The sequence below is a fragment of the Celeribacter sp. SCSIO 80838 genome, from assembly GCF_056498065.1.
The window spans coordinates 1347285-1367277 of the sequence record NZ_JAZKMA010000001.1; the positions used below are offsets into that span (position 1 = coordinate 1347285).

Annotated in this window: 24 protein-coding genes; 12 read left to right on the plus strand and 12 right to left on the minus strand. The window is 60.9% G+C overall.

From position 1 onward, the window contains the following. Positions 1-45: 45 nt before the first annotated feature. The 3 genes from V1475_RS06760 (at position 46) to V1475_RS06770 (ending at position 2866) form a co-directional block, all read left to right on the plus strand. A complete protein-coding gene (locus tag V1475_RS06760) occupies positions 46-840 on the plus strand; it encodes a glycosyltransferase family protein (protein ID WP_479412121.1) in 795 nt (264 codons plus the stop codon). Between the two features lie 67 nt (positions 841-907). Further along, positions 908-1810: a LysR family transcriptional regulator gene (locus V1475_RS06765; RefSeq protein ID WP_434289143.1), complete on the plus strand. Its 903-nt coding sequence runs from the start codon at positions 908-910 to the stop codon at positions 1808-1810. A gap of 156 nt (positions 1811-1966) precedes the next feature. Then, positions 1967-2866, plus strand: coding sequence for a DMT family transporter (locus tag V1475_RS06770; protein WP_479412122.1), 900 nt, complete (start codon positions 1967-1969; stop codon positions 2864-2866). A 202-nt stretch (positions 2867-3068) separates the two neighbouring features. Here the strand turns inward: V1475_RS06770 and V1475_RS06775 are convergent, their stop codons facing one another. Next, positions 3069-3401, minus strand: coding sequence for an ArsR/SmtB family transcription factor (locus V1475_RS06775; RefSeq protein WP_434289141.1), 333 nt, complete (start codon positions 3399-3401; stop codon positions 3069-3071). Between the two features lie 229 nt (positions 3402-3630). On the opposite strand from V1475_RS06775, the gene V1475_RS06780 reads away from it, so the two are divergent. From V1475_RS06780 to V1475_RS06800, 5 genes are all read left to right on the plus strand, one after another. Beyond that, positions 3631-3993, plus strand: coding sequence for an AtpZ/AtpI family protein (locus tag V1475_RS06780; RefSeq protein ID WP_434289139.1), 363 nt, complete (start codon positions 3631-3633; stop codon positions 3991-3993). Between the two features lie 2 nt (positions 3994-3995). Continuing rightward, the gene (locus V1475_RS06785; protein WP_434289138.1) at positions 3996-4751 is read left to right on the plus strand and encodes a F0F1 ATP synthase subunit A; all 756 of its coding nucleotides are present in this window, start codon (positions 3996-3998) and stop codon (positions 4749-4751) included. 58 nt (positions 4752-4809) lie between these two features. Then, entirely contained in the window at positions 4810-5046 is a 237-nt protein-coding gene (locus V1475_RS06790; protein WP_066608699.1) for a F0F1 ATP synthase subunit C, read from the plus strand. 177 nt (positions 5047-5223) lie between these two features. Further along, positions 5224-5781 carry a F0F1 ATP synthase subunit B' gene (locus V1475_RS06795; protein WP_434289136.1) on the plus strand — a complete coding sequence of 186 codons (558 nt, stop codon included), beginning with the start codon at positions 5224-5226 and terminating at the stop codon, positions 5779-5781. Between the two features lie 4 nt (positions 5782-5785). Continuing rightward, positions 5786-6358, plus strand: coding sequence for a F0F1 ATP synthase subunit B (locus tag V1475_RS06800; protein ID WP_434289134.1), 573 nt, complete (start codon positions 5786-5788; stop codon positions 6356-6358). Between the two features lie 62 nt (positions 6359-6420). On the opposite strand, the gene V1475_RS06805 is transcribed toward V1475_RS06800, so the two are convergent. From V1475_RS06805 to V1475_RS06830, 6 genes are all read right to left on the minus strand, one after another. Then, complete coding sequence (locus V1475_RS06805; protein WP_479412123.1) at positions 6421-6615, minus strand: hypothetical protein; 195 nt, start codon at positions 6613-6615, stop codon at positions 6421-6423. Positions 6616-6658: 43 nt separating this feature from the next. After that, positions 6659-6913: a response regulator transcription factor gene (locus V1475_RS06810; protein WP_479413957.1), complete on the minus strand. Its 255-nt coding sequence runs from the start codon at positions 6911-6913 to the stop codon at positions 6659-6661. 179 nt (positions 6914-7092) lie between these two features. After that, entirely contained in the window at positions 7093-7863 is a 771-nt protein-coding gene (locus V1475_RS06815) for a FadR/GntR family transcriptional regulator (RefSeq protein ID WP_479412124.1), read from the minus strand. Between the two features lie 125 nt (positions 7864-7988). Next, entirely contained in the window at positions 7989-8636 is a 648-nt protein-coding gene (locus V1475_RS06820) for a YiaD family glycine zipper/OmpA-like lipoprotein (RefSeq protein WP_434289128.1), read from the minus strand. A gap of 78 nt (positions 8637-8714) precedes the next feature. After that, on the minus strand, positions 8715-9593 hold the full coding sequence (locus tag V1475_RS06825) for a methylated-DNA--[protein]-cysteine S-methyltransferase (protein WP_479412125.1): 879 nt from the start codon (positions 9591-9593) through the stop codon (positions 8715-8717). A 95-nt stretch (positions 9594-9688) separates the two neighbouring features. Then, positions 9689-10321 (minus strand): Hint domain-containing protein, encoded by a 633-nt coding sequence (locus tag V1475_RS06830; RefSeq protein ID WP_479412126.1) that lies wholly within the window; start codon positions 10319-10321, stop codon positions 9689-9691. Positions 10322-10484: 163 nt separating this feature from the next. On the opposite strand from V1475_RS06830, the gene nth reads away from it, so the two are divergent. Next, positions 10485-11132: an endonuclease III gene (gene nth, locus V1475_RS06835; protein ID WP_479412127.1), complete on the plus strand. Its 648-nt coding sequence runs from the start codon at positions 10485-10487 to the stop codon at positions 11130-11132. After that, complete coding sequence (locus V1475_RS06840) at positions 11125-12111, plus strand: adenosine kinase (protein WP_479412128.1); 987 nt, start codon at positions 11125-11127, stop codon at positions 12109-12111. Before nth ends, V1475_RS06840 begins: the two co-directional genes overlap by 8 nt. A gap of 87 nt (positions 12112-12198) precedes the next feature. On the opposite strand, the gene polA is transcribed toward V1475_RS06840, so the two are convergent. From polA to V1475_RS06855, 3 genes are all read right to left on the minus strand, one after another. Next, on the minus strand, positions 12199-15009 hold the full coding sequence (polA, locus tag V1475_RS06845) for a DNA polymerase I (protein WP_479413958.1): 2811 nt from the start codon (positions 15007-15009) through the stop codon (positions 12199-12201). 117 nt (positions 15010-15126) lie between these two features. Continuing rightward, positions 15127-15549: a hypothetical protein gene (locus V1475_RS06850; RefSeq protein ID WP_479412129.1), complete on the minus strand. Its 423-nt coding sequence runs from the start codon at positions 15547-15549 to the stop codon at positions 15127-15129. Positions 15550-15626: 77 nt separating this feature from the next. Next, positions 15627-15809, minus strand: coding sequence for a zinc-finger domain-containing protein (locus tag V1475_RS06855; protein WP_434289118.1), 183 nt, complete (start codon positions 15807-15809; stop codon positions 15627-15629). Positions 15810-16012: 203 nt separating this feature from the next. On the opposite strand from V1475_RS06855, the gene V1475_RS06860 reads away from it, so the two are divergent. Next, positions 16013-16945, plus strand: coding sequence for an ABC transporter ATP-binding protein (locus V1475_RS06860; protein WP_479412130.1), 933 nt, complete (start codon positions 16013-16015; stop codon positions 16943-16945). A 77-nt stretch (positions 16946-17022) separates the two neighbouring features. On the opposite strand, the gene V1475_RS06865 is transcribed toward V1475_RS06860, so the two are convergent. Together V1475_RS06865 and V1475_RS06870 are read right to left on the minus strand one after the other, a co-directional pair. Next, positions 17023-17400, minus strand: coding sequence for an HIT domain-containing protein (locus V1475_RS06865; RefSeq protein WP_479412131.1), 378 nt, complete (start codon positions 17398-17400; stop codon positions 17023-17025). 11 nt (positions 17401-17411) lie between these two features. Beyond that, on the minus strand, positions 17412-18989 hold the full coding sequence (locus tag V1475_RS06870; RefSeq protein WP_479412132.1) for a DUF5928 domain-containing protein: 1578 nt from the start codon (positions 18987-18989) through the stop codon (positions 17412-17414). Between the two features lie 134 nt (positions 18990-19123). Between V1475_RS06870 and V1475_RS06875 the strand changes: the two genes are divergently transcribed. Next, a complete protein-coding gene (locus tag V1475_RS06875) occupies positions 19124-19942 on the plus strand; it encodes a sulfotransferase family protein (RefSeq protein ID WP_479412133.1) in 819 nt (272 codons plus the stop codon). Positions 19943-19993: the final 51 nt, after the last annotated feature.

Genomic DNA, 19993 nt, shown 5'->3' on the forward strand with positions numbered 1-19993 from the left:
GCGGGGAATTGCTCTAGCTTCTGCGGACCAAAGAGCGGAGGGGCAATGGGGGAGCGAGATGTGACGCGCGGTGTGCTGTATGTGGCGAGCGGGCCGGACTATGTCGATCTGGCGGTGCAGTCGGCCGAGAGCCTCAGGGCGGTGGAGCCGGATCTGGCTATCGATCTGGTGACGGATGTGCCGGAGCTTTTGCCCGAGGGGCTGTTCGATCAGGTGCGGGTCGAGGTACGGATGCATGCGCGTGAGAAACTGCGGGCGATGCCGGAGACGCGGTTCGAGCGCACGTTGTATGTCGACAGCGACACGTTGTTTGTCGCGCCTCTGGGCGATCTCTTCGATGTGCTGGAGCGGTTCGAATGCGCGCTGACCCATGATGTGCGGCGCGACTGGGGGTTGATCCGGCAGGGGCGGGATCATCAGACGCCCTATGCCTTTCCGCAGCACAATTCGGGGGTGTTTCTCTATCGGCGGTCCGAGGCGATGTTGGCGTTTTTGGCGGAATGGGCGGCGCGGTTCTTTGCCGATGAGACGGTGGAGCGCGATCAGATCATTTTGAAGGATCTCCTGTGGGAAAGCGATCTGCGCTATTACGTCTTGCCGCCGGAATTCAACCTGCGCCGTGTGACGGTGTTGGATGCCTGGGAGCCCTTGGATGCGGTGCCGACGATCCTGCATTCGCACCGGTTTCAGGATCACATGCGCGGGCGGGGGGATCGGATCGCGACGCTGGAGGCGTTGCTGGAGGCGGAGCGGCAGGCCTTGGCCGAGGAATGGGCGGGCGATTTGCCCGAGGCCGCGCGGGGGTGGGCGGAATTAAGAAACCGGGACACGGCAAAATAGCTTGTAATTCCGAACAGACATCTGGATGATCGCGACAAATCGTTCTTCTCCGCACATGAGGCCAGAGATGTCCGTCGAAAACTGGGATGAATTCCGCACCGCCTTTCAGGTCGCCAAGATGGGGACCGTGTCCGGCGCGGCGCAGGCGCTGGGCGTGCACCACGCCACCGTGATCCGCCATATCGACAGCCTCGAACAGCGCTTGGGCGTCAAACTGTTCCAGCGTCACGCCCGCGGCTATACGCCGACCGAGGCGGGGATGGATCTTTTGAAGGTCGCGCAAACCACCGACGATCAGCTCTCGCAGCTCGTCTCCCGGATCAAAGGCCGGGGCGAAGAGGTGGCGGGGGAACTGGTTGTGACCTCGCTGCCGGGGATGGGGGCGCTTCTGGTGCCGGTGCTCTCCGAGTTTCAGCTCGAACACCCGGGCCTCAACGTGCGCTACCTGACCGGCGAGCGGCTGTTCCGGCTCGAATATGGCGAGGCGCATGTGGCGATCCGGGCCGGGCGTCCGCCGCAGGAACCCGATAACGTGGTCCAGCCGTTCCACCGTCAGGCCTATGCGCTCTACGTCCACAAAACCTACATTGAGCGCTACGGCATGCCGCAGGCGACGGGAGAAGAGCTTGCCCATGAGCTGCGGTTCGTGTCGCTCGACGACCCGAGCTCGCGCGCGCCCTTCATGGTCTGGATCAACGAACATGTGCCCGCCGACCGGCTGGCCTTCCGCACCTCGGATGTCGAGGTGATGACCGAGGCGATCTGTGCGGGCGCGGGCGCCGGGTTCATGCCGACATGGCAGGCCGGGCAGCGCGACGATCTCGTCGAGGTGTTGCCGCCCAGCCCCGATTGGGACAGCCAGAACTGGATCGTCACCCATGTCGATCTGCATCGCACGCCGAAGGTGCAGGCCTTCCTGACCTTCCTCAAGGCGCGCTCGCGCGAATGGCCCTGTTCGCAGGTCGGGTGATCGCAGACCGGGCAATCGCAGACTGGGCAAACGCAGGCCGGGTGTCCCGGAAAGCCGCGAAAACGATTTTGTCCTGTGCGGATGCTCGCAATGGACCTTCCGGGCCATGGGCGCTAAGGGAGCACGATCCATAGCGTTTTCAAAAGAGTTCCCCCCGTGCCCCATGACGCGACCGCCGCCGACCGCCGCAATGGCCATCTGGCCATGCTCACCTTCTCCTGTCTCGTGGCCGGATCGTTCTCGCTGGGCTCCATGGCGGCCAACGAGATCACGCCGCTGGCGCTGAACGGGGTGCGCTTTGTCGCGGCGACGATCTTTGTCGGCATCATGGCCATGGCCACGGGCGGCATCCCGCGCGAGGCCACGCGTCAGCCCTGGCGCTACCTGATCCTTGGCGGCATTTTCGCGCTTTACTTTGTGATGATGTTCGTCGGTCTGAAAACCGCCGAACCGGTCTCCGCCTCCGCCGTCTTCACCCTGACGCCGCTTCTGGCGGCGGGGTTCGGCTATCTGATCATGCGCCAGATCACCACGCGCCGCATCGCCATGGCGCTGGCCATCGGGGCGGCGGGCGCGCTCTGGGTGATCTTCCGCGCCGACATCCATGCGCTTCTGGCCTTCCATGTCGGACGCGGCGAGGCGCTCTATTTCATCGGCGTCGTGGCGCATGCGATCTACACGCCGCTGGTGCCGCGCCTGCACCGGGGTGAGCGTACGCTGGTGTTTACCTTCTTCGTGCTGGCCGCCGCCTCGCTCGTCATCCTGCTTTTCGGCTGGAAAGACGTGCTGGCGACCGACTGGGCGCATCTTCCCGCCATCGTCTGGATTGCGCTGGGCTATATCACGGTGTTCGCCACGACCACGACGGCGACGCTTCTGGCCTATGCCTCCGTGCGTCTGGCGGCGGCCAAGGTCATGGCTTACACCTATCTCGTGCCGTCCTGGGTGATCATTTGGGAGATCGCTCTGGGCCACGGCACGCCGCCCGCGCTGGTGTTCGGCGGCATCGGCCTGACCATTCTGGCGCTCTATCTGCTGCTCGAACACGAGGGCTGAGGCGCGGGGGCGGGAACGAAATCACGGGTTTGTGCGTTGTCCTCTCAAGTCAAAGAGAGGAAATCGCAATGCACAGCATCATCTATCTGGTCGGTCTTGTCGTGGTGGTCGGAGCCATCCTGAGCTTCGTCTTCTGATCCGCTCACAAGGCCCCTCCCCAAGTAAGGATGCGCGGCCTCAGGCGGCGCGTCTTTCTTTTGTGCTATGGCTGATCCGGTCGCAGTTCCCGCTCGAGAAACCGCTCCAGCCCATCGAGATCGATCTCCTCGAACTGACCGAAGCCCTGCATCCAGACCGAAGCGGCGCGCATGGCGTCGGGTTCGAGCTTGCACCATTTCACCCGGCCGCGTTTCTCCTGCGCGATGAGACCGGCGCGGGTCAGGATCGTCAGGTGCTTGGAAATCGCGGCCAGAGACATCTCGAACGGTTCGGCGACATCGGTGACCGCCATGTCGTCTTCCAAAAGCATCGACAGGATGGCCCGACGGGTCGGGTCTCCGAGCGCTGCGAAGATGAGGTCGAGATCATGTGTCATGCCTTTGCCGATAGGCGCGCGCGCGGGTTTGGTCAACCGTTTGGTTGAATAACGAAAACGCGAGCCTTTTGCGCTAACGGCCTGGCAGGTGGCGCGCCCGGGTTTCCTTTGTTGTGAAAATACTCAATATAAACAGATAGTTGGTTCGATTTTTGCGCGGTCAATTCCGCGTTGACTCTAAATCCCCCCCCGCATAGCTTGCCCGCAAGTGACCAAGGGGGCTTTCACCATGACCGAGCCGCATGATCCCGGGCGTTTGCGCGCTCTGGAAGATCGGATCGCAAAGGTGAAAGAGGCGCAAAAGCCGAAAACCTCCCGCGGCGAAGAGCACTTTTCTCAGGCCAATATGGCCTGGCGGATGGTGACGGAACTTGTGGCCGGTCTTTTGATCGGCTTCGGCATGGGGTTCGGCTTGGACAAGCTGTTGGGGACAACGCCCCTTTTCCTCGTGCTGTTTATCGGATTTGGTCTCGCGGCCGGCGTCAAGACGATGATGCGCACCGCGCGGGACATTGAAAAACAACAGGTCGCTGAACAGAAGGCGGCCGAAGACGACAACGCGGGGACGCCCGCACGTGATGAGAGGGATTGAACGTGGCGACTGAAGCACATGGTTCCGAGAGCAGCCTTGTTTTCCACCCGATGGACCAGTTCAAGGTCACGCCGTTGTTCGGCGATGGTCCGGTGCATTGGTACACGATCACCAACGTGACGCTGTGGATGGCGATTGCCGTCGTCGGTGTGATCCTGCTTCTGGTCGTCGGCTCCCGTGGCCGCGCGGTCGTGCCCTCCAAGGGACAGTCGATCGCCGAGCTGACCTATGGTTTCGTCTACAAGATGCTTGAGGAAGTGACCGGCAAAGACGCCGTGAAATACTTCCCCTATGTGATGACCCTGTTCATCTTCATCGTGTTCTCGAACATGCTGGGGCTTCTGCCGCTGTCGTTTACCACCACCTCGCATATCGCCGTCACCGGCGTGCTCGCGGTTCTGGTGTTCCTCTTCGTGACAGTGCTCGGGTTCGTGAAGAACGGCTCCAAATTCCTCGCCCTGTTCTGGGTCAGCTCCGCGCCGATGGCCGTGCGCCCGCTTCTCGCGGTGATCGAGCTGATCTCCTACTTCGTGCGTCCCGTCAGCCACTCCATCCGTCTTGCGGGCAACATGATGGCCGGTCACGCCGTGATCAAAGTTTTCGCCGGTTTCGCCGCCATCGCCGCGATTTCCCCGGTCTCCATTCTGGCGATCACCGCCATGTATGGTCTCGAAATCCTCGTGGCCTTCATTCAGGCCTACGTCTTCACCATTCTGACCTGCGTCTATCTGAAAGACGCGCTGCACCCGGCTCACTGATCCGGTCCGCAAGGGTCCGAACTCTATCCAGCCAATTCCAACGTAAGGAGATACCACAATGGAAGGCAATATCGCAGAACTCGGCAAATACATCGGTGTTGGTCTCACGGCCATCGGTATGGGCGGCGCCGCCATGGGTGTGGGTAACGTTGCTGGCAACTACCTCTCCGGCGCTCTGCGCAACCCGTCCGCCGCTGCGTCGCAAACCGCGACCCTCTTCATCGGCATGGCCTTCGCGGAAGCTCTGGGGATCTTCTCGTTCCTCGTCGCGCTTCTGCTGATGTTCGCCGTCTGATCCGACGCTCCATCCTTACGGCAGGGTGGGTCATCTAGACCCACCCTCGCGTAATATGTGAGCAATGCTGAGAAAATCGGATGATTTTCGTCATATGATTTTCACTATGAGCGTTGCGACCACATAAAAGGGGTCTCTCCCGTCATCGGGAGAACAGGTCAGAATCAGGAGATACAGATGGCAACTCAAACGCATGGGGCAGAGGTCGTAGACGCCGCGCAGGGTGCTGCACATGGCGCCGCTGAGGCAGGCATGCCGCAGCTCGACTTCGCAACTTTCCCCAACCAGATTTTCTGGCTTCTGGTCACGCTCGTCGTGATCTATTTCGTGCTGTCCAAGATCGCCCTGCCGCGCATCTCCGCGGTGCTGGCAGAACGCTCCGGCACGATCATGAACGACATTGCCGCCGCCGAAGAGCTCAAGCTCAAGGCGAAAGAGGCCGAAGCCGCCTACAACGCAGCGCTCGCCGAAGCCAAAGCTCAGGCGCAACAGATCGCCAACGAGACCCGCGCCGCCATTCAGGCCGATCTCGATGCCGCCACCGCGAAAGCCGATGCGGAGATTTCCGCCAAGGCCGCCGAGTCGGCGAAAGCGATCGACGATATTCGCGCCGGCGCTGTCGACAGTGTGAAAGAAGTCGCCATGGAGACCGCCAAGGAACTCGTGGCCGCCCTCGGCACCAGTGCCGATGCAGGCACCGTGACCGCGGCTGTCACCGCGCGGATGAAAGGCTAAGGACATGAAAAAACTTTCTCTCCTCGTAGCCCTCACCGCCGCCTCCCCGGCGCTCGCCGCAAGCTCCAACCCGTTTTCGGGCCATTTCTGGACGCTGTCGAACACCAACCTGATCGTCCTTCTGGGCTTTCTCGTGTTCGTCGGCATCCTGCTCTGGAAAAAAGTGCCGTCGATGATCGGCGGCATGCTCGACAAGCGCGCGGAAGGCATCAAATCCGAGCTCGACGAAGCCCGTGCGCTTCGCGAAGAGGCTCAGTCGATCCTCGCCTCTTTCGAGCGCAAGCAGCGTGAAGTTCAGGCGCAGGCCGACGCCATCGTCGCTCAGGCGAAGAAAGACGCGGAAGCCGCCGCAGACAAGGCGAAAGAGGACCTCAAGGCCTCCATCGCCCGCCGTCTGGCCGCCGCTTCCGAGCAGATCGACGCCGCCGAAGCGGCCGCCGTGCGCGAAGTGCGGGACACCGCGATTTCCGTCGCTGTGGCCGCCGCTGCGGACGTGATTGCGAAGAACATGGGGGCGACCGAAGCCAACGCCATGATCGAAGCATCGATCGACGAGGTTGCCGCCAAGCTGCACTGATCGGTTTCCTGACCGGATCGATCGGACCCCGAATTGAAAAGCCCCGCTTTTGGCGGGGCTTTTTATTTTTGGAAAAAGAGGAACATCAACCTGCCGAAATATAGGCTCAGCGCTATGAACAAGGCGGCGAAAAAGGCAAGGATGCCGAGTTGTAATCGTGTCAGCAAAGCATGTTGGGCATAGAAAAAATAAGCATAACTCAACAGTGCACCGAAAATTGCTGCCATGAGAGCGAGATAGCCGAGAAGGAATGTCACTGGATGAACCTGTTTCTCTGAAAAGGTTCATGCGGGCGGGTGCTTAACGTGCCTTATCCAAGCTGCGGGATAGGCAATTCTGTTTCAACCAGCCGTTGTGGACGGCCAATGCCAGGCATTGTTCGTTGGTTTTCAGGCCGAGTTTTTGTCTGGTGTTCGAGAGATAGAGGTTCACGGCGGAATCGCTGATCCCCAGATGCAGGGCGACTTCTCCCAAGCGATACCCGTGAGCGAGAAGGCATAGTATTTGCGCCTGACGCGGAGAAAGCGGATTGGGAGTTTCCCCAAGGGACTTCATCAATATGGCTCCAACAGGAATTTATCTGGACGCAAACGTCGTTTGAAACTCCTTCAGGCCTATGAAACCTCTTTGAACGCAACAATATGGAGAATTATATATATTCCAATTGGAGCGCACCTGTACCAAGATGCACGCTTTTGGGTGGGTAATTGAAAATGAGAGATTTCAGATACGACTTAAGTACGATTTGTTTCATGCGCGTAGCGCAGGCGAGCAATCTCTTCATTCTGTTCGAATTTCTGCTGATCCTTTAGCGCCTCTTCGACATAGTCGAGATGGCGCGTCACGGCGGCGCGGGCGGCCTGCGGGTCGCGCCCCTGTAGCGCATCGTTGATCGCGCGGTGCTGGTCGAGAAGCTGGGCGCGGTTGGTGCGTTGTTTGAACATCACGGAGCGGTTGTAAAACACGCCCTCGCGCAACAGATCGAACATCGAGCGCATCATGTGCAGCATGATCACGTTATGCGAGGCCTCGATGATGGCGAGGTGAAATTCGGCATCGAGCCGGGCCTCCTCGGAAGGGTTCCGTTTCGGATGGGCCGCTTCCATTTTGCGAAAGATCGTGTCGATCACCTTGAGATCGGTGTCGGAGGCGAGTTTCGCCGCGCGTTCGGCGGCGAGCCCCTCCATGTCGCGGCGGAAGGCGACGTAATCGAACACCGCCTCGTCATGGCTTGCGAAAAGCGCTACGAGGGCGGGGGAGAAGGCGGAGCCCAGCACATCGGCCACGAAAACCCCGGCATTGGCGCGGGTTTCGATCAGGCCTTTGGCGGAGAGCTCGGCGATGGCTTCGCGGAGCGACGGGCGGGAGACGCCGAGCCGTTCGGCCAGATCGCGCTCGGAGGGCAGACGTTCGCCGGGGCGCAGGATGCCGCGCAGGATCAGAAGCTCGATCTGCCGCACGACGGAGGCGCTGAGCTTTTCGGCTTGGATTTTCTGAAACGGCATGGCGGCTCCTTTGGGGCAGAATATAGGACCGCCGGTCAGGGAGCCATGAAAAACAGGCGTGAAAAACCGGCATGAAAAAGGCCGGAGCATGCCCCGGCCTTTTGAAATCGTGTCGGACCCGGTGATCAGGTCATCGGGGTGATGACGATCTCCACGCGACGGTTCTGCGCCCGTCCTTCGGGGGTCAGGTTGGTCGCGATGGGGGCATCCTCGCCACGGCCAAAGGCCTGGATTCGACCGGAGGCGACACCGTTGGCGCGCAGTATGGTCGCCACGGCCGAGGCGCGGCGGGTCGACAGTTCCTGATTGTAGGTGGCCGAGCCGGTGTTGTCGGTGTGGCCGACGATCTGGATCGTGGTGTTCGGGTAGTCCTGAAGGTTGTAGGCCAGAGCGCGCAGGTCGTCTTGCAGCGAGGGCACGACGACGGCGCTGTCGGTGGCGAACAGGATGTCCTGCGGCATGGTGACGATGAGCTGCGAGCCGGTGTTGACGATTTTGACATCGCCATTCCCCATGGATTGCTGAAGATCGGCGGCCTGTTTGTCGAGCTGGGTGCCGATGGCGCCACCGATGGCCCCGCCGATCATCGCGCCGACGGCGGTTTTGGCCAGCTTGTCGTTTTTGCCGGAGGTGGCCGCCGCAGCGATGCCGCCGAGGGTGGCGCCGACAACCGCGCCTTGCGTGGCTTTGGAATTGGAATCGTACGTGTCCATACAGGCGGTGAGGCCGAAGGCGGCGACCAGCGGGATGGCGATGTAAAGCGGGGATTTCATGTTTGATCCTCCTGAAAACTGCTCTTGACGCTGGTTTTAGCGCTGTCGCTTGCCTCTGGCACGGTGGATTTTGAGCGATCACGCGAATGTGGCGGGATTTCGCTCAGGGCTGACGGGGCACAGCGCGTCGCTCTGTGCGCTTTCATAGGCCAGAAGGGCGCGTTTCACCGGCAGGCCCCAGTGATAGCCGCCCAAAGCGCCGGTCTTGCGCAGGACCCGGTGGCAGGGGATCAGCCAACTGACCGGATTGCGCCCGACGGCGGTGCCGACCGCGCGCACGGCTTTCGGCGCGCCGATGGCCTGAGCGATGTCAGAATAGGTGGTGACATGGCCGGAGGGAATGGAGAGCAGGGCTTCCCAAACCTTGATCTGGAACGGGCCACCGATGAGGTGCAGCGACAGGTTGCCGCCACCGATTGCCGCCTCGACAGCGGGGCGGACCTTCTCCGGCGCTTCACTGTAAGTGGCGGCGGGCCAGCGGGCGGAGAGGTCCGCGAAGGCCTCTTCGCGGGTGGTCTCGGAGGTGAAGGCCAGCGCGCAGAGTCCCCTTGCCGTGGTCATGGCAAGGGCTTCGCCAAAGGGCGTTTCGAAATATCCGTAGGAGATGCGGAGCCCATCGCCCTTGCGCGCGAATTCGCCGGGGGTCATCGCCTCCCAGCGCAGGAACAGGTCATGCAACCGCCCGGTGCCCGAAAGCCCGGTGGCGTCGGCGGTGTCGAGCATGGTGTGACGGTTGTCGATCAGCGCCTTGGCATGGCCGAGCGTGAGATATTGCTGAAACCGTTTCGGCGAGACGCCGGCCCATTGGGTGAAGAGTTTCTGAAGATGATGCGGGCTCATGCCCAGATCGGCGGCCAGAGTCTCGAGCGGCAGGGGCAGGGCGGCGGCGTCGATCAGGTCGATGGCCCGCCGGATGACGTTGTAATGGTAGCGATCTTCGAGGGGCGGGGTGGACAAGGCGGTGCTCCGGGCTGAGATGCCATGAGACTACCCGCTCATCTGCGCGCTGCCGACCCGAAACTTGTGCAAAGCTCTGTGGCCTATTTGGCGGATCAGGCGGCGATGCGCGTGGCCGCGATGGCGGAACGCGGGTGCAGGACCGCCGCCTCACCGGGATGGAGCAGGGGGCGGGCCGTGTGCAGGCGTGTCAGAGCGTCGTGACCGAGGCGGATGGTAATCTCCGCACGGGCCACAGGGCCGAGCAGGTCGAGCGTCGGCGCGTCGGGAAACAGGGTTTCGAGCCAGACCCCCTCCGCCAGAATGAGCTCATGGTGTTCCATGAGGATGTGACAATAACCATAGGCCGGGTCCGTCAGGGACATGCCGGTTTCTCCGTCTGTTGCGATGTCAAAGACCGGCACGAGCACCTCCTCTGTGGCGAAATGCAACTCGATCTGCGGCGCGCGCAAAAGGACGTGATGCGCCGGGGACAGCACCAGATCGCGATCCGGGATACGGTTGCCGAGCGCGCCTGCGGCGATGCGCACGGGCGGAGCGACGGAGAGGGGGCTGCGCCCGGCCCAGATCACCGGGCGATAGCCGTGATCGCGGGTCAGTAGCAGATCGCCGGGCCGCAGCCACTCGACCGGTTGCGGCCCCGCCGTCGTTTCGATGACCACGCCGGGGCCAAGGCCGGAGAGGGCGCGCACAGGCGCGCCGTTAACGATCGCCGTGTTCTCAGTCATGTCCGTCCTCGCGATACTCACCCCCGGTATGTTGTGACAGAGATCTGAATCCGGGTTTAACCGTCCGGGGCGGTTTGCCCCTTGTTTGCCTCGCATTTTACGAAAACTTTTCGCGACACAGGAACAGCTTGCCCGACCGGGCGGGACAAGGCATTAGAGGCCTATGACCAAACAGCTCGATTATCACACGATCAAAGAGATTTTTACCCGTTTCCGCGAAGCCGAGCCGGAACCGAAGGGGGAACTCGATCACACCAATGCCTACACGCTGGTGGTGGCCGTGGCGCTCTCGGCGCAAGCGACCGACAAGGGCGTGAACAAGGCGACGAAAGAGCTGTTCAAGATCGCCGACACGCCGCAAAAAATGCTCGATCTCGGCGAAGAGGGGCTCATTGAGCACATCAAGACCATCGGGCTTTATCGCAACAAGGCGAAGAACGTCATCAAGCTCTCGCAGATTCTGGTCGATGACTATGAGGGCGAAGTGCCCTCATCGCGCGCCGCTTTGGAAAGCCTGCCGGGCGTCGGGCGCAAGACCGCCAATGTCGTGTTGAACATGTGGTGGCATGTGCCGACGCAGGCGGTCGATACCCATATCTTCCGCTTTGGCAATCGCTCGGGCGTCGCGGTCGGCAAGGATGTCGTCGCGGTCGAGCGCGCCATCGAAGACCAAATCCCGGCGGAATTTCAACAACATGCCCATCACTGGATGATCCTGCACGGGCGCTATACCTGCACCGCGCGCAAGCCGAAATGCGCGGCCTGTCTCATCCGTGACCTCTGTGACTTCGAGGAGAAGAACCTTGACTAAAACCTATCAGGTTGTCGGCATCGGCAACGCCATCGTCGATGTGATCACCCAGGCGGATGACAATTTCCTCGAACTCATGGGGATCGAAAAGGGCATCATGCAGCTTGTGGAGCGCGCACGGGGCGAGATGCTATACGGCGCGATGACCAACCGGGTGCAGACGCCGGGCGGCTCGGTCGCCAATACGCTGGCGGGGCTGGGGTCTCTGGGGCTCAAGACCGGGTTTATCGGCCGGGTGCATGACGACGCTCTGGGTCGGTTCTATGCCGCCGAGATGGAAGCCGATGGCACGTCCTTCGTGAACCCGCCGGTGCCCGGCGGCGAGCTTCCGACCTCGCGCTCGATGATTTTCGTGTCGCCGGACGGGGAGCGCTCGATGAACACCTATCTCGGGATCTCGTCGGAAATTTCGTCGCAGGACGTGCCGGAATCGGTGGCTTCGGACACGGAGATCATGTTCCTCGAAGGCTATCTTTACGACAAGCCCAAGGGCAAAGAGGCGTTCAACCGCGCGGCCGATCTGACCCACAAGGCGGGGGGCATGGTCGGGATTTCGCTCTCCGATCCGTTCTGCGTCGACCGTCACCGCGACGATTTCCGCAAATTCGTCAAGGAGATGGATTTCGTGATCGGCAACGAACACGAATGGGAAAGCCTCTATCAAACGGACCTCTCGACGGCGCTGGAAACCGCAGCACGCGAATCCGGTTTGGTGGTCTGCACCCGATCCGGCTCCGACGTGGTTCTGGTGCGCGGGGACGAGGAGGCCGTTGTGCCGGTGCACCGGGTGCAGCCCGTCGACACCACCGGCGCGGGCGATCAGTTCGCGGCGGGGTTCCTCTATGGCTTGGCCACCGGTCAGAGCCTTGAGATCAGCGGGCGCATGGGCTGTGTCGCCGCCGCCGAGGTGATCTCTCACATCGGGCCGCGCCCGGAGACGGATATGAAAATCCTGTTCCAGAAACAGGGCCTGATCTGAGGCTTTTCTGATGGCTTAAATACTCGAAACGGCGCGTGGGTTTCCACCTGCGCGCCGTTTTGAGTATTTGGACAGCAAAGGAAACGTCTAGTGCGCTTCCGCCCAGGTGTCGCCGATGCCCGCGTCCACTTCGATCGGGACATCGAGATGCACGGCAGGGGCGGCGGCGCTTTCCATCACATCTTTCACCACCTCGATCACTTGATCACAGGCGCCCTCGTCCACTTCGAAAATTAATTCGTCATGCACCTGCAACAGCATGGTGGCGGGCAGGCCCTTGATCGCCTCGGGCATGCGGATCATGGCGCGGCGGATGATGTCGGCGGCGGAACCCTGGATCGGGGCGTTGATCGCCTGACGTTTGGCAAAACCGGCCTGCGGGCCTTTGGCGCCGATCTCCGGCGTGTGGATTTTGCGACCGAACAGGGTCTGGACGTATTTGTGGTCTTTCGCGAAGGCCACCGTGTCGTCCATGTACTGTTTGATGCCCGGGAAGCGTTCGAAATAACGGTCGATGAAGCCCTGTGCCTCGGCGCGCGGGATGCGCAGGTTGCGGGCGAGGCCGAAGCCGGAGATGCCGTAGATGACGCCGAAGTTGATCGCTTTGGCCTGGCGGCGGACCATCGGGTCCATGCCCTCGATCGGCACGCCAAACATCTCGGAGGCGGTCATGGCGTGAATGTCCAGCCCGTCGCGGAAGGCCTGTTTCAGGCTGTCTATGTTTGCGACATGGGCGAGGATGCGCAGTTCGATCTGGCTGTAGTCGAGGGAGATGAGTTTGCGGCCCTTGGGGGCGATGAAGGCCTCGCGGATGCGGCGGCCTTCGTCGGAGCGCACGGGGATGTTTTGCAGGTTCGGGTCCGATGAGGACAGCCGCCCGGTGACCGCGCCTGTTTGCAGGTACGAGGTGTGGACGCGGCCCGTTTCGGCGTTGATGAAGGTCTGAAGCGCGTCGGTGTAGGTCGATTTCAGCTTGGAAAGCTGGCGCCAGTCGAGCACGCGGGCGGGCAATTCGTGGCCTTCGGCGGCGAGGTCTTCGAGAATGTCGGCACCGGTGGCATAGGCGCCGGTTTTGCCCTTTTTGCCGCCGGGCAGGGACATTTTGTCGAAGAGAATTTCGCCGAGCTGTTTCGGCGAGCCGACGTTGAAATTCTCGCCTGCGAGTTGATGAATTTCGTCCTCAAGCCCGGCCATTTTCTGGGCAAAGGCATTGGACATGCGCGAGAGCACATCGCGGTCCACGAGCACGCCCGCCATTTCCATCCTGGCGAGCACCGGCGCGAGCGGGCGTTCCAGCGTCTCATAGACCGTGGTGACGCGTTCGGCGTGGAGCTGCGGCTTGAACATCTGCCAGAGGCGGAGCGTGATGTCGGCATCCTCGGCGGCGTAGGCGACGGCCTTGGCCATCTCGACCTTGTCGAAGGTGATCGCCGATTTGCCGGTGCCCAAAAGCTCTTTCGTCGGGATCGGGGTGTGGTTCAGATAGCGTTCGGACAAGGCGTCCATGCCATGCGTGTTGATCCCGGCATGGAGCGCGTAGGACATCAGCATGGTGTCGTCACAGGGGGCGACGGTGACGCCGTTGCGCGCGAAAATCTTCGCGTCGTATTTCATGTTCTGGCCGATTTTGAGGATGCTCGGGTCCTCAAGCATGGGTTTGAGCGCGTCCAGAACCATGTTCTTGGCGAGCTGTCCGTCGACAAGGTTCGAGCCGCCGAACAAATCGTCCTCGCCCACCGTATGACCGACCGGGATGTAACAGGCCACGCCCGGCTCGACGCAGAGCGACACGCCCACGAGATCGGCGACCATTTCGTCGAGCCCGGTGGTTTCGGTGTCCACCGCGACATATCCGCGGGCATAGATCGCGTCGATCCAACGCTCCAGCGCGCCCATGGTCGAAACCTTTTCATAGGCCGAGGTGTCGAAGGGTTTGGCTTCGGGCGTCGCGGGGGCGTCGGGGGTGTTGGCGGCAGAAGGGGCAGGGGCCTCCGGGATCGCGGGGGCTGCGACGCCGAACTTGTCGGAGACCCGTTTGACGATGGTGCGGAATTCCATTTTCGACAGGAAGTCCAAAAGCCTGTCCGCGTCCGGTTCCTGAACCTCAAGACTGTCGAGGGTGAAATCCAGCTCCATGTCGCAGACGAGCTTCACCAGCTCGCGGGAAATCCGGATCTGTTCGGCTTTGTCGATCAGGGTCTCGCGGCGTTTCGGTTGTTTGATCTCTTCGGCGCGGGCGAGCAGGCTGTCGAGATCGCCGAATTCGTTGATCAGAAGGGCGGCGGTCTTGAGCCCGATCCCCGGCGCGCCCGGCACGTTGTCGACCGAATCGCCCGCAAGCGCCTGAACGTCCACCACCCGCTCCGGGCCGACGCCGAATTTCTCCTCGACGCCCTCGCGGTCGATGCGCTTGTTCTTCATCGGGTCGAGCATCTCGACGCCGTCGCCGACCAGTTGCATCAGGTCCTTGTCGGACGAAATGATCGTCACCCGGCCACCGGCGTCGCGCGCCTGATGCGCCAGCGTGCCGATGATGTCATCGGCCTCGAACCCCTGAATTTCGATGCAGGCCACGTTGAACGCCCGCGTCGCCTCTCGGGTGAGTGGGAATTGTGGCACGAGATCTTCGGGCGCGGGCGGGCGGTTCGCCTTGTAGGCGGGGTAGAGGTCGTTGCGAAAGGTCTTGCCGGAATGATCGAAAATCACCGCCGCATGGGTCGGTGCGTCATTGCCGCTGGCGTCCTCGATATACTTGTAAAGCATGTTGCAAAAACCCGAGACGGCGCCCACCGGCAGGCCATCGGATTTGCGCGTCAGCGGCGGCAGGGCATGGTAAGCCCGAAAGATAAAGGCCGATCCGTCGATCAGATGCAGGTGGCTGCCCTTGCCGAATGTCATGTCGCGCGTATCCCGTCCCGGTTTCACTCGCGCCTTGATAACACGGAAGGCCGGATGGGCTGCAAGCAGGTAAGCCCCGGCGGAGCGCTTGCGCGCCATTTTGTCGTCGGTTCTGGCTCAGGCGACGTGGGAGGATTTCACCCCCTCAAGCATGCCGTCGGCCATGAAATAAAGGAATTCGCCCCAGGCTTCGGCCAATTCCTCCGTCCAAGGTGTGCCGGTCGCTTCGGCAAAGGCCTCGATGATCTGTTGGATCAGGAAAGGGTGTTTTTCACGCCACGAGCCGTAATGCGCATAATCCTGCCCCATCTTGTGCAATGTCGCAAACAGGGCGGTGGGATGATCGGCGGAGAGAAGCGCCAGTTCGATCAGCCCGTCCAGCACGCGTGCGCGTTGGCGCAGGCTGCCGTCATATTGCGCTGCGGCCTCGGGGTCTTCGCCGAGTTGTCGGTTGTAGACAGAAATGAAAAGATCGGGACGCTGTGACGACAGCGCCCGGAAATTGTTGCGCACGAGCGTGATTTGACGGGCCGAAGGCATGATGCGTCTCCCATGTCGGTTGGAAAGACGCTACAGCCCAAGCCTTAACGAAATGAGAACGTTCGGGAAAAATCCCGTCACGCGTCGCTGAGGCGCGCACTTTCGTGAATGTATTTCTTGTCGCAATAGGGGCATTCGACATAGCATGTGTCATGCGGGATCACGAGCCAGACGCGCGGATGTCCAAGCGCGCCCTCACCGCCATCGCAGGCCACTTTCCAGGTGGAGACCACTTCGGTTTCCGGCGCTTCAATCGTCATCTCTTTCGTTCCTTTTGCTGTGAACGTGCCTTTGCACGGTCTTTGGCGGAGCGTGTGGGTCTTTGCAAGGGGGCCTGTGTGGCCAGTGCGGTTGCCGAGAGCCCAGAGACCGCCTAGATCAGGCCTGCATGATAGCCATCCGCGGGATGCGGACAAGAGGGAACCGGCGCAAATCTCGGGTCGGCGCAGAGGGGGAAGACGCCATGAGCAACGCAATCGAAATCGAAGCCCTGCGCAAGACCTATGGCGGGGTCAAGGGGCAGCCGCCGAAAGAGGCGCTCAAGGGCGTGGATCTGAGCATTCCGCAAGGGTCTATTTTCGGCCTTCTGGGGCCCAACGGCGCGGGCAAGTCGACGATGATCAACATCCTTGCGGGGCTGGTGATCAAGACCTCCGGCCGGGTGAAGATCTGGGGCTTCGATCAGGATGTGAACCCGCGCCAGTCGCGTGCCGCCATCGGGGTGATGCCGCAGGAGCTGAACCTTGATCCGTTCTTTACGCCGCGCGGGGCGCTTGAGGTGCAGGCCGGGCTTTATGGCGTGCCGAAGCGCGATCGGCGCACCGATGAGATTCTTGAATTGATCGGGCTGACCGACAAGGCCGATTCCTATGCCCGGACGCTTTCGGGCGGGATGCGTCGGCGGCTTTTGCTGGGTAAGGCCTTGGTGCACAACCCGCAGATCCTCGTGCTCGACGAACCCACCGCAGGGGTCGACATCGAGCTCAGGCAGATGCTCTGGAGCAATGTCCGCAAGCTCAACGAGGAGCGCGGCATGACCATCATCCTGACCACGCATTACCTCGAAGAGGCGCAGGAGATGTGCGACGAGATCGCGATCATCAACCACGGTGCGCTGATCAAGCGCGACACGACGAAAAACCTTCTGGGGATGATGGATGCCAAGACGCTTGTGATCGAACCGGAGGGCGCGGCACCTGACATCACCGGGCTGCCGGAAGGTGTCAAAATGGAGCGGCGCACGGATGGCACGCTGTCCTTCGACTTCTCGCGGCATCAAACCTCGGTGGGCGCGATCATCGACGCGGTGCAGGCGGCGGGGATCACCATCGGCGACGTCCGCACCATGGAACCGAATCTGGAAGATGTTTTCGTCAATCTGACCTCCGGGAAGTAAGCTCCGGTTTTCTGATGGTCAAAATACTCAATAAAAAACCCCGCTTCTGGCGGGGTTTTGTCAAATAGAGCGAAAAATTATTTCACAACCAGAGGTCCGCAAGGCTCGCCGCCCAGAAGATGCACATGGAAATGCGGGACTTCCTGATGCGAATGCGCCCCCGAGTTGGTGATCAGGCGAAAGCCCTCGCCGCCCGCCGCCTCGGCCACGCCCATGGTCTCGGCCACCTTGGCAACGGATTTGAAAAAGTCGAGCTGTTCGGCATCGGACGCCGCCTGAACGAAATGGTCGTAACAACGGTACGGCCCCTTCGGGATCACAAGGATATGGACCTTCTTGCTCGGCGAAATATCGGGGAAGGCCAGCGTATGGTCGCTCTCGAACACCGGCGTCGAGGGAATTTCGCCGCGCAGGATTTTTGCGAAAACATTCTGGTCGTCATAGGCGTAGGGCATCGGGGCCTCTTTCAGTCGGAAAACAGGTAGTGCATCGAGACGATCTCGCGTGCGGTATCTTCGGGAATGCCGAGGAAGCGCGCAAGGGGGCGCGCGTTTTCTTCCGGCGTGTTGGATTGCGAGATGCGCGCGTAATGATCGAATTCGGCGTCGCGGATGCGGTCGCTCTCGTGATTGATGTCGGCGCGGATCGTCGGCAACAGGCGCTGGAGCGCTTCGTCGGGCGTCTGATCGCCTGCCAGCCCGGTGCGTTTGGCGTGACCCGAGAGATAATCGTCGGTGAACTCGCAGTCGATCTCAAGCACCCGCGTGCCGGAGCGGTCGGCGTTGAAATCGCGGATCAGCTCGATACCTTGCGGGTCGAGACAGACCACCATCTTGTCGGCATCGAAATAGTCGAACAGCATTCGCACCCAGGCGCGGCGGTGGCGCGTGCGTTTTTCAAGGCTCTTTTCGATCCCGCCCAGGTCCGGCAGATAGGTGTTTTCCTCGTTGAACAGATATTCGAGACAGGGAATGTCCGTCTGTTCCTTGATCCGCGACACCAGCCGCTTGGCGACGTGCCATTTCTTGCAAACGATCATCAAAAGCTCGCGGTCCCGGCCCAGCGTGCTTTCGGTTTCCCAGAAGCGTTGCGCGAACCGCCGCCCGTCGCGTCCGCGCCCGGTGAGAAAGGTAAAAAGCGACCGTCCTTCGTTGGAAATCTGGAACTCGACCCCGGTGGCGGCAAACAGATCGCCCAGGCGTTTTTTTAACTCCTTGGCCTCTGGGGAGATTTTGCGGGCGAACAGATAATCCTGCGACAGCAGAAGGTCGTAGTGGTCGTTATAGAACACCACGGGCATGCCGTAATCGGTGAACATCAGGAAGGTGAGCGTGCGGGTCTTGATTTCGTTTTCCGGCACGAGATGGCGCACGAGGGTCTGAAAGAACGTCTCGTCGGGAATCCATGTGGTGCGGAAGAATTTCATCACATCCTTGCGGCTCCGGGTGAAATCGAGAATCCATTCGATCGTGCGGCGGCGCAGGCACCACCATTGCGAGCCGATCATGATTTGCAGATCCTCGGGGATCTCGCGTTGCAGGCCAAGCCGCCGCTGCATCCAGAAACTTTGATAAAACAGCCACTTATGCGTGCGCTCATTGAACCAGTGGCGATAGATCAGCCGCTCTTCCTTGATCCCTGTCTTGATCCAGTCGCTCTCGAAAAAGTCGAAACTTTCGATGACATCCACATCCTCGCGGTCGAGGTAATCGTGGATATATTCGGCGGTCTTGATCGCCATGCAATCGCCCGAGAGCATGTAGAAATGCGTGGCGCGCGGAAAGGCCGCCTCCGCCGCCTCAATCGCGTAAAGCGTGGCTTCGACAAGGCTCCATTCCCCCCAGCCGCATTTGATCCGCTTGGTGGCATAGGCGACGTTGGGATTGTCCTTGAGCCCTTCCCGGATCGCCTCGAACGCCTCCTTGCCGCCGCGCGCGTCGAAATGGATGGCGATGTAGTCGCCCGCACGGGTCAGACGCCGGGCTTGATCTATGATCGCTTCCGGGTCCTTATGGCACAGCAAGATGAAGGCAATTCGTGCCATATTGGAAACCGTAACCTCATTTCTAACGCATTGTTCACATACAAGCGTAACCAATCATTGAATAATCAAGGCGAATTTGCTTTTAAAGCGAAAAGGCGCGCGGGTGTCGCGACATAAACGGAGTTGTGGTAAATATGGGCTTTCCCGGAACCTGGATGACCGAAAGCGAGAGCGTGGTATACCGCGTTGTCCCGAAATGTGCCTGTTCGACCATCGGTCAGATCATGTTCTATTCCGACCACGGCGAGTTCTTCGACGGTGACATTCACGACAGCAAGGATCGCCTGCACAAATGGTCGCAAGAAGAAAGCCAGGCGCCGATCGAAGCCAATGTCCTGGCGCATAAATCCTATGCCTTCACCTGTGTGCGCAATCCCTACACCCGGGTTTTGTCATCGTTTTTCGACAAGATCTGTGGCATTCAGCGCAACGGCAGCCGCTATCGCGGCAAGCTCGTGCCGCAGCTCATCCAGAAATACGGTATCGAGGTCGGCGGCGAGGACGGCAAGCAGGAGTTCGACCAGATCGCCAGCTTCCGCCGATTCCTTTTGTTCGTGCGCGACACCATCCGTTTTCGCCGTCCGATGGAGCCGGACATTCACTGGTCCTCGATGTCGGGGCATTTGTCCACGTTCATCGTCAACGGCGGCACTTACGACAAGATTTTCTTCACCGAGAAATTCAACGAGGGCATGCAGGAGGTGCTCGATCATATCGAGACGCCGCACAAGGTCGATCTGGCCTCGATCCCGCGCTTCAACGAATCCGAAGGCCATGGGCCGAAACGCCTGCATCCGGTCGAGGACTATTTCGACGATCTCTCGATGCATCTGATGTGGGAAATCTACAAAAAGGATTTCCAGCTTTTCAAATACGATTTCGAAAACCCGGCCAACAAGATGCCGATTGGCGAGGTCGATCTGGCCGAGGTTCACGCCAAGCTCGGCGACTGAACTTTCCTTCGGTCGCAAGAAAAACGCCGTCGGGGTGACCCGGCGGCGTTT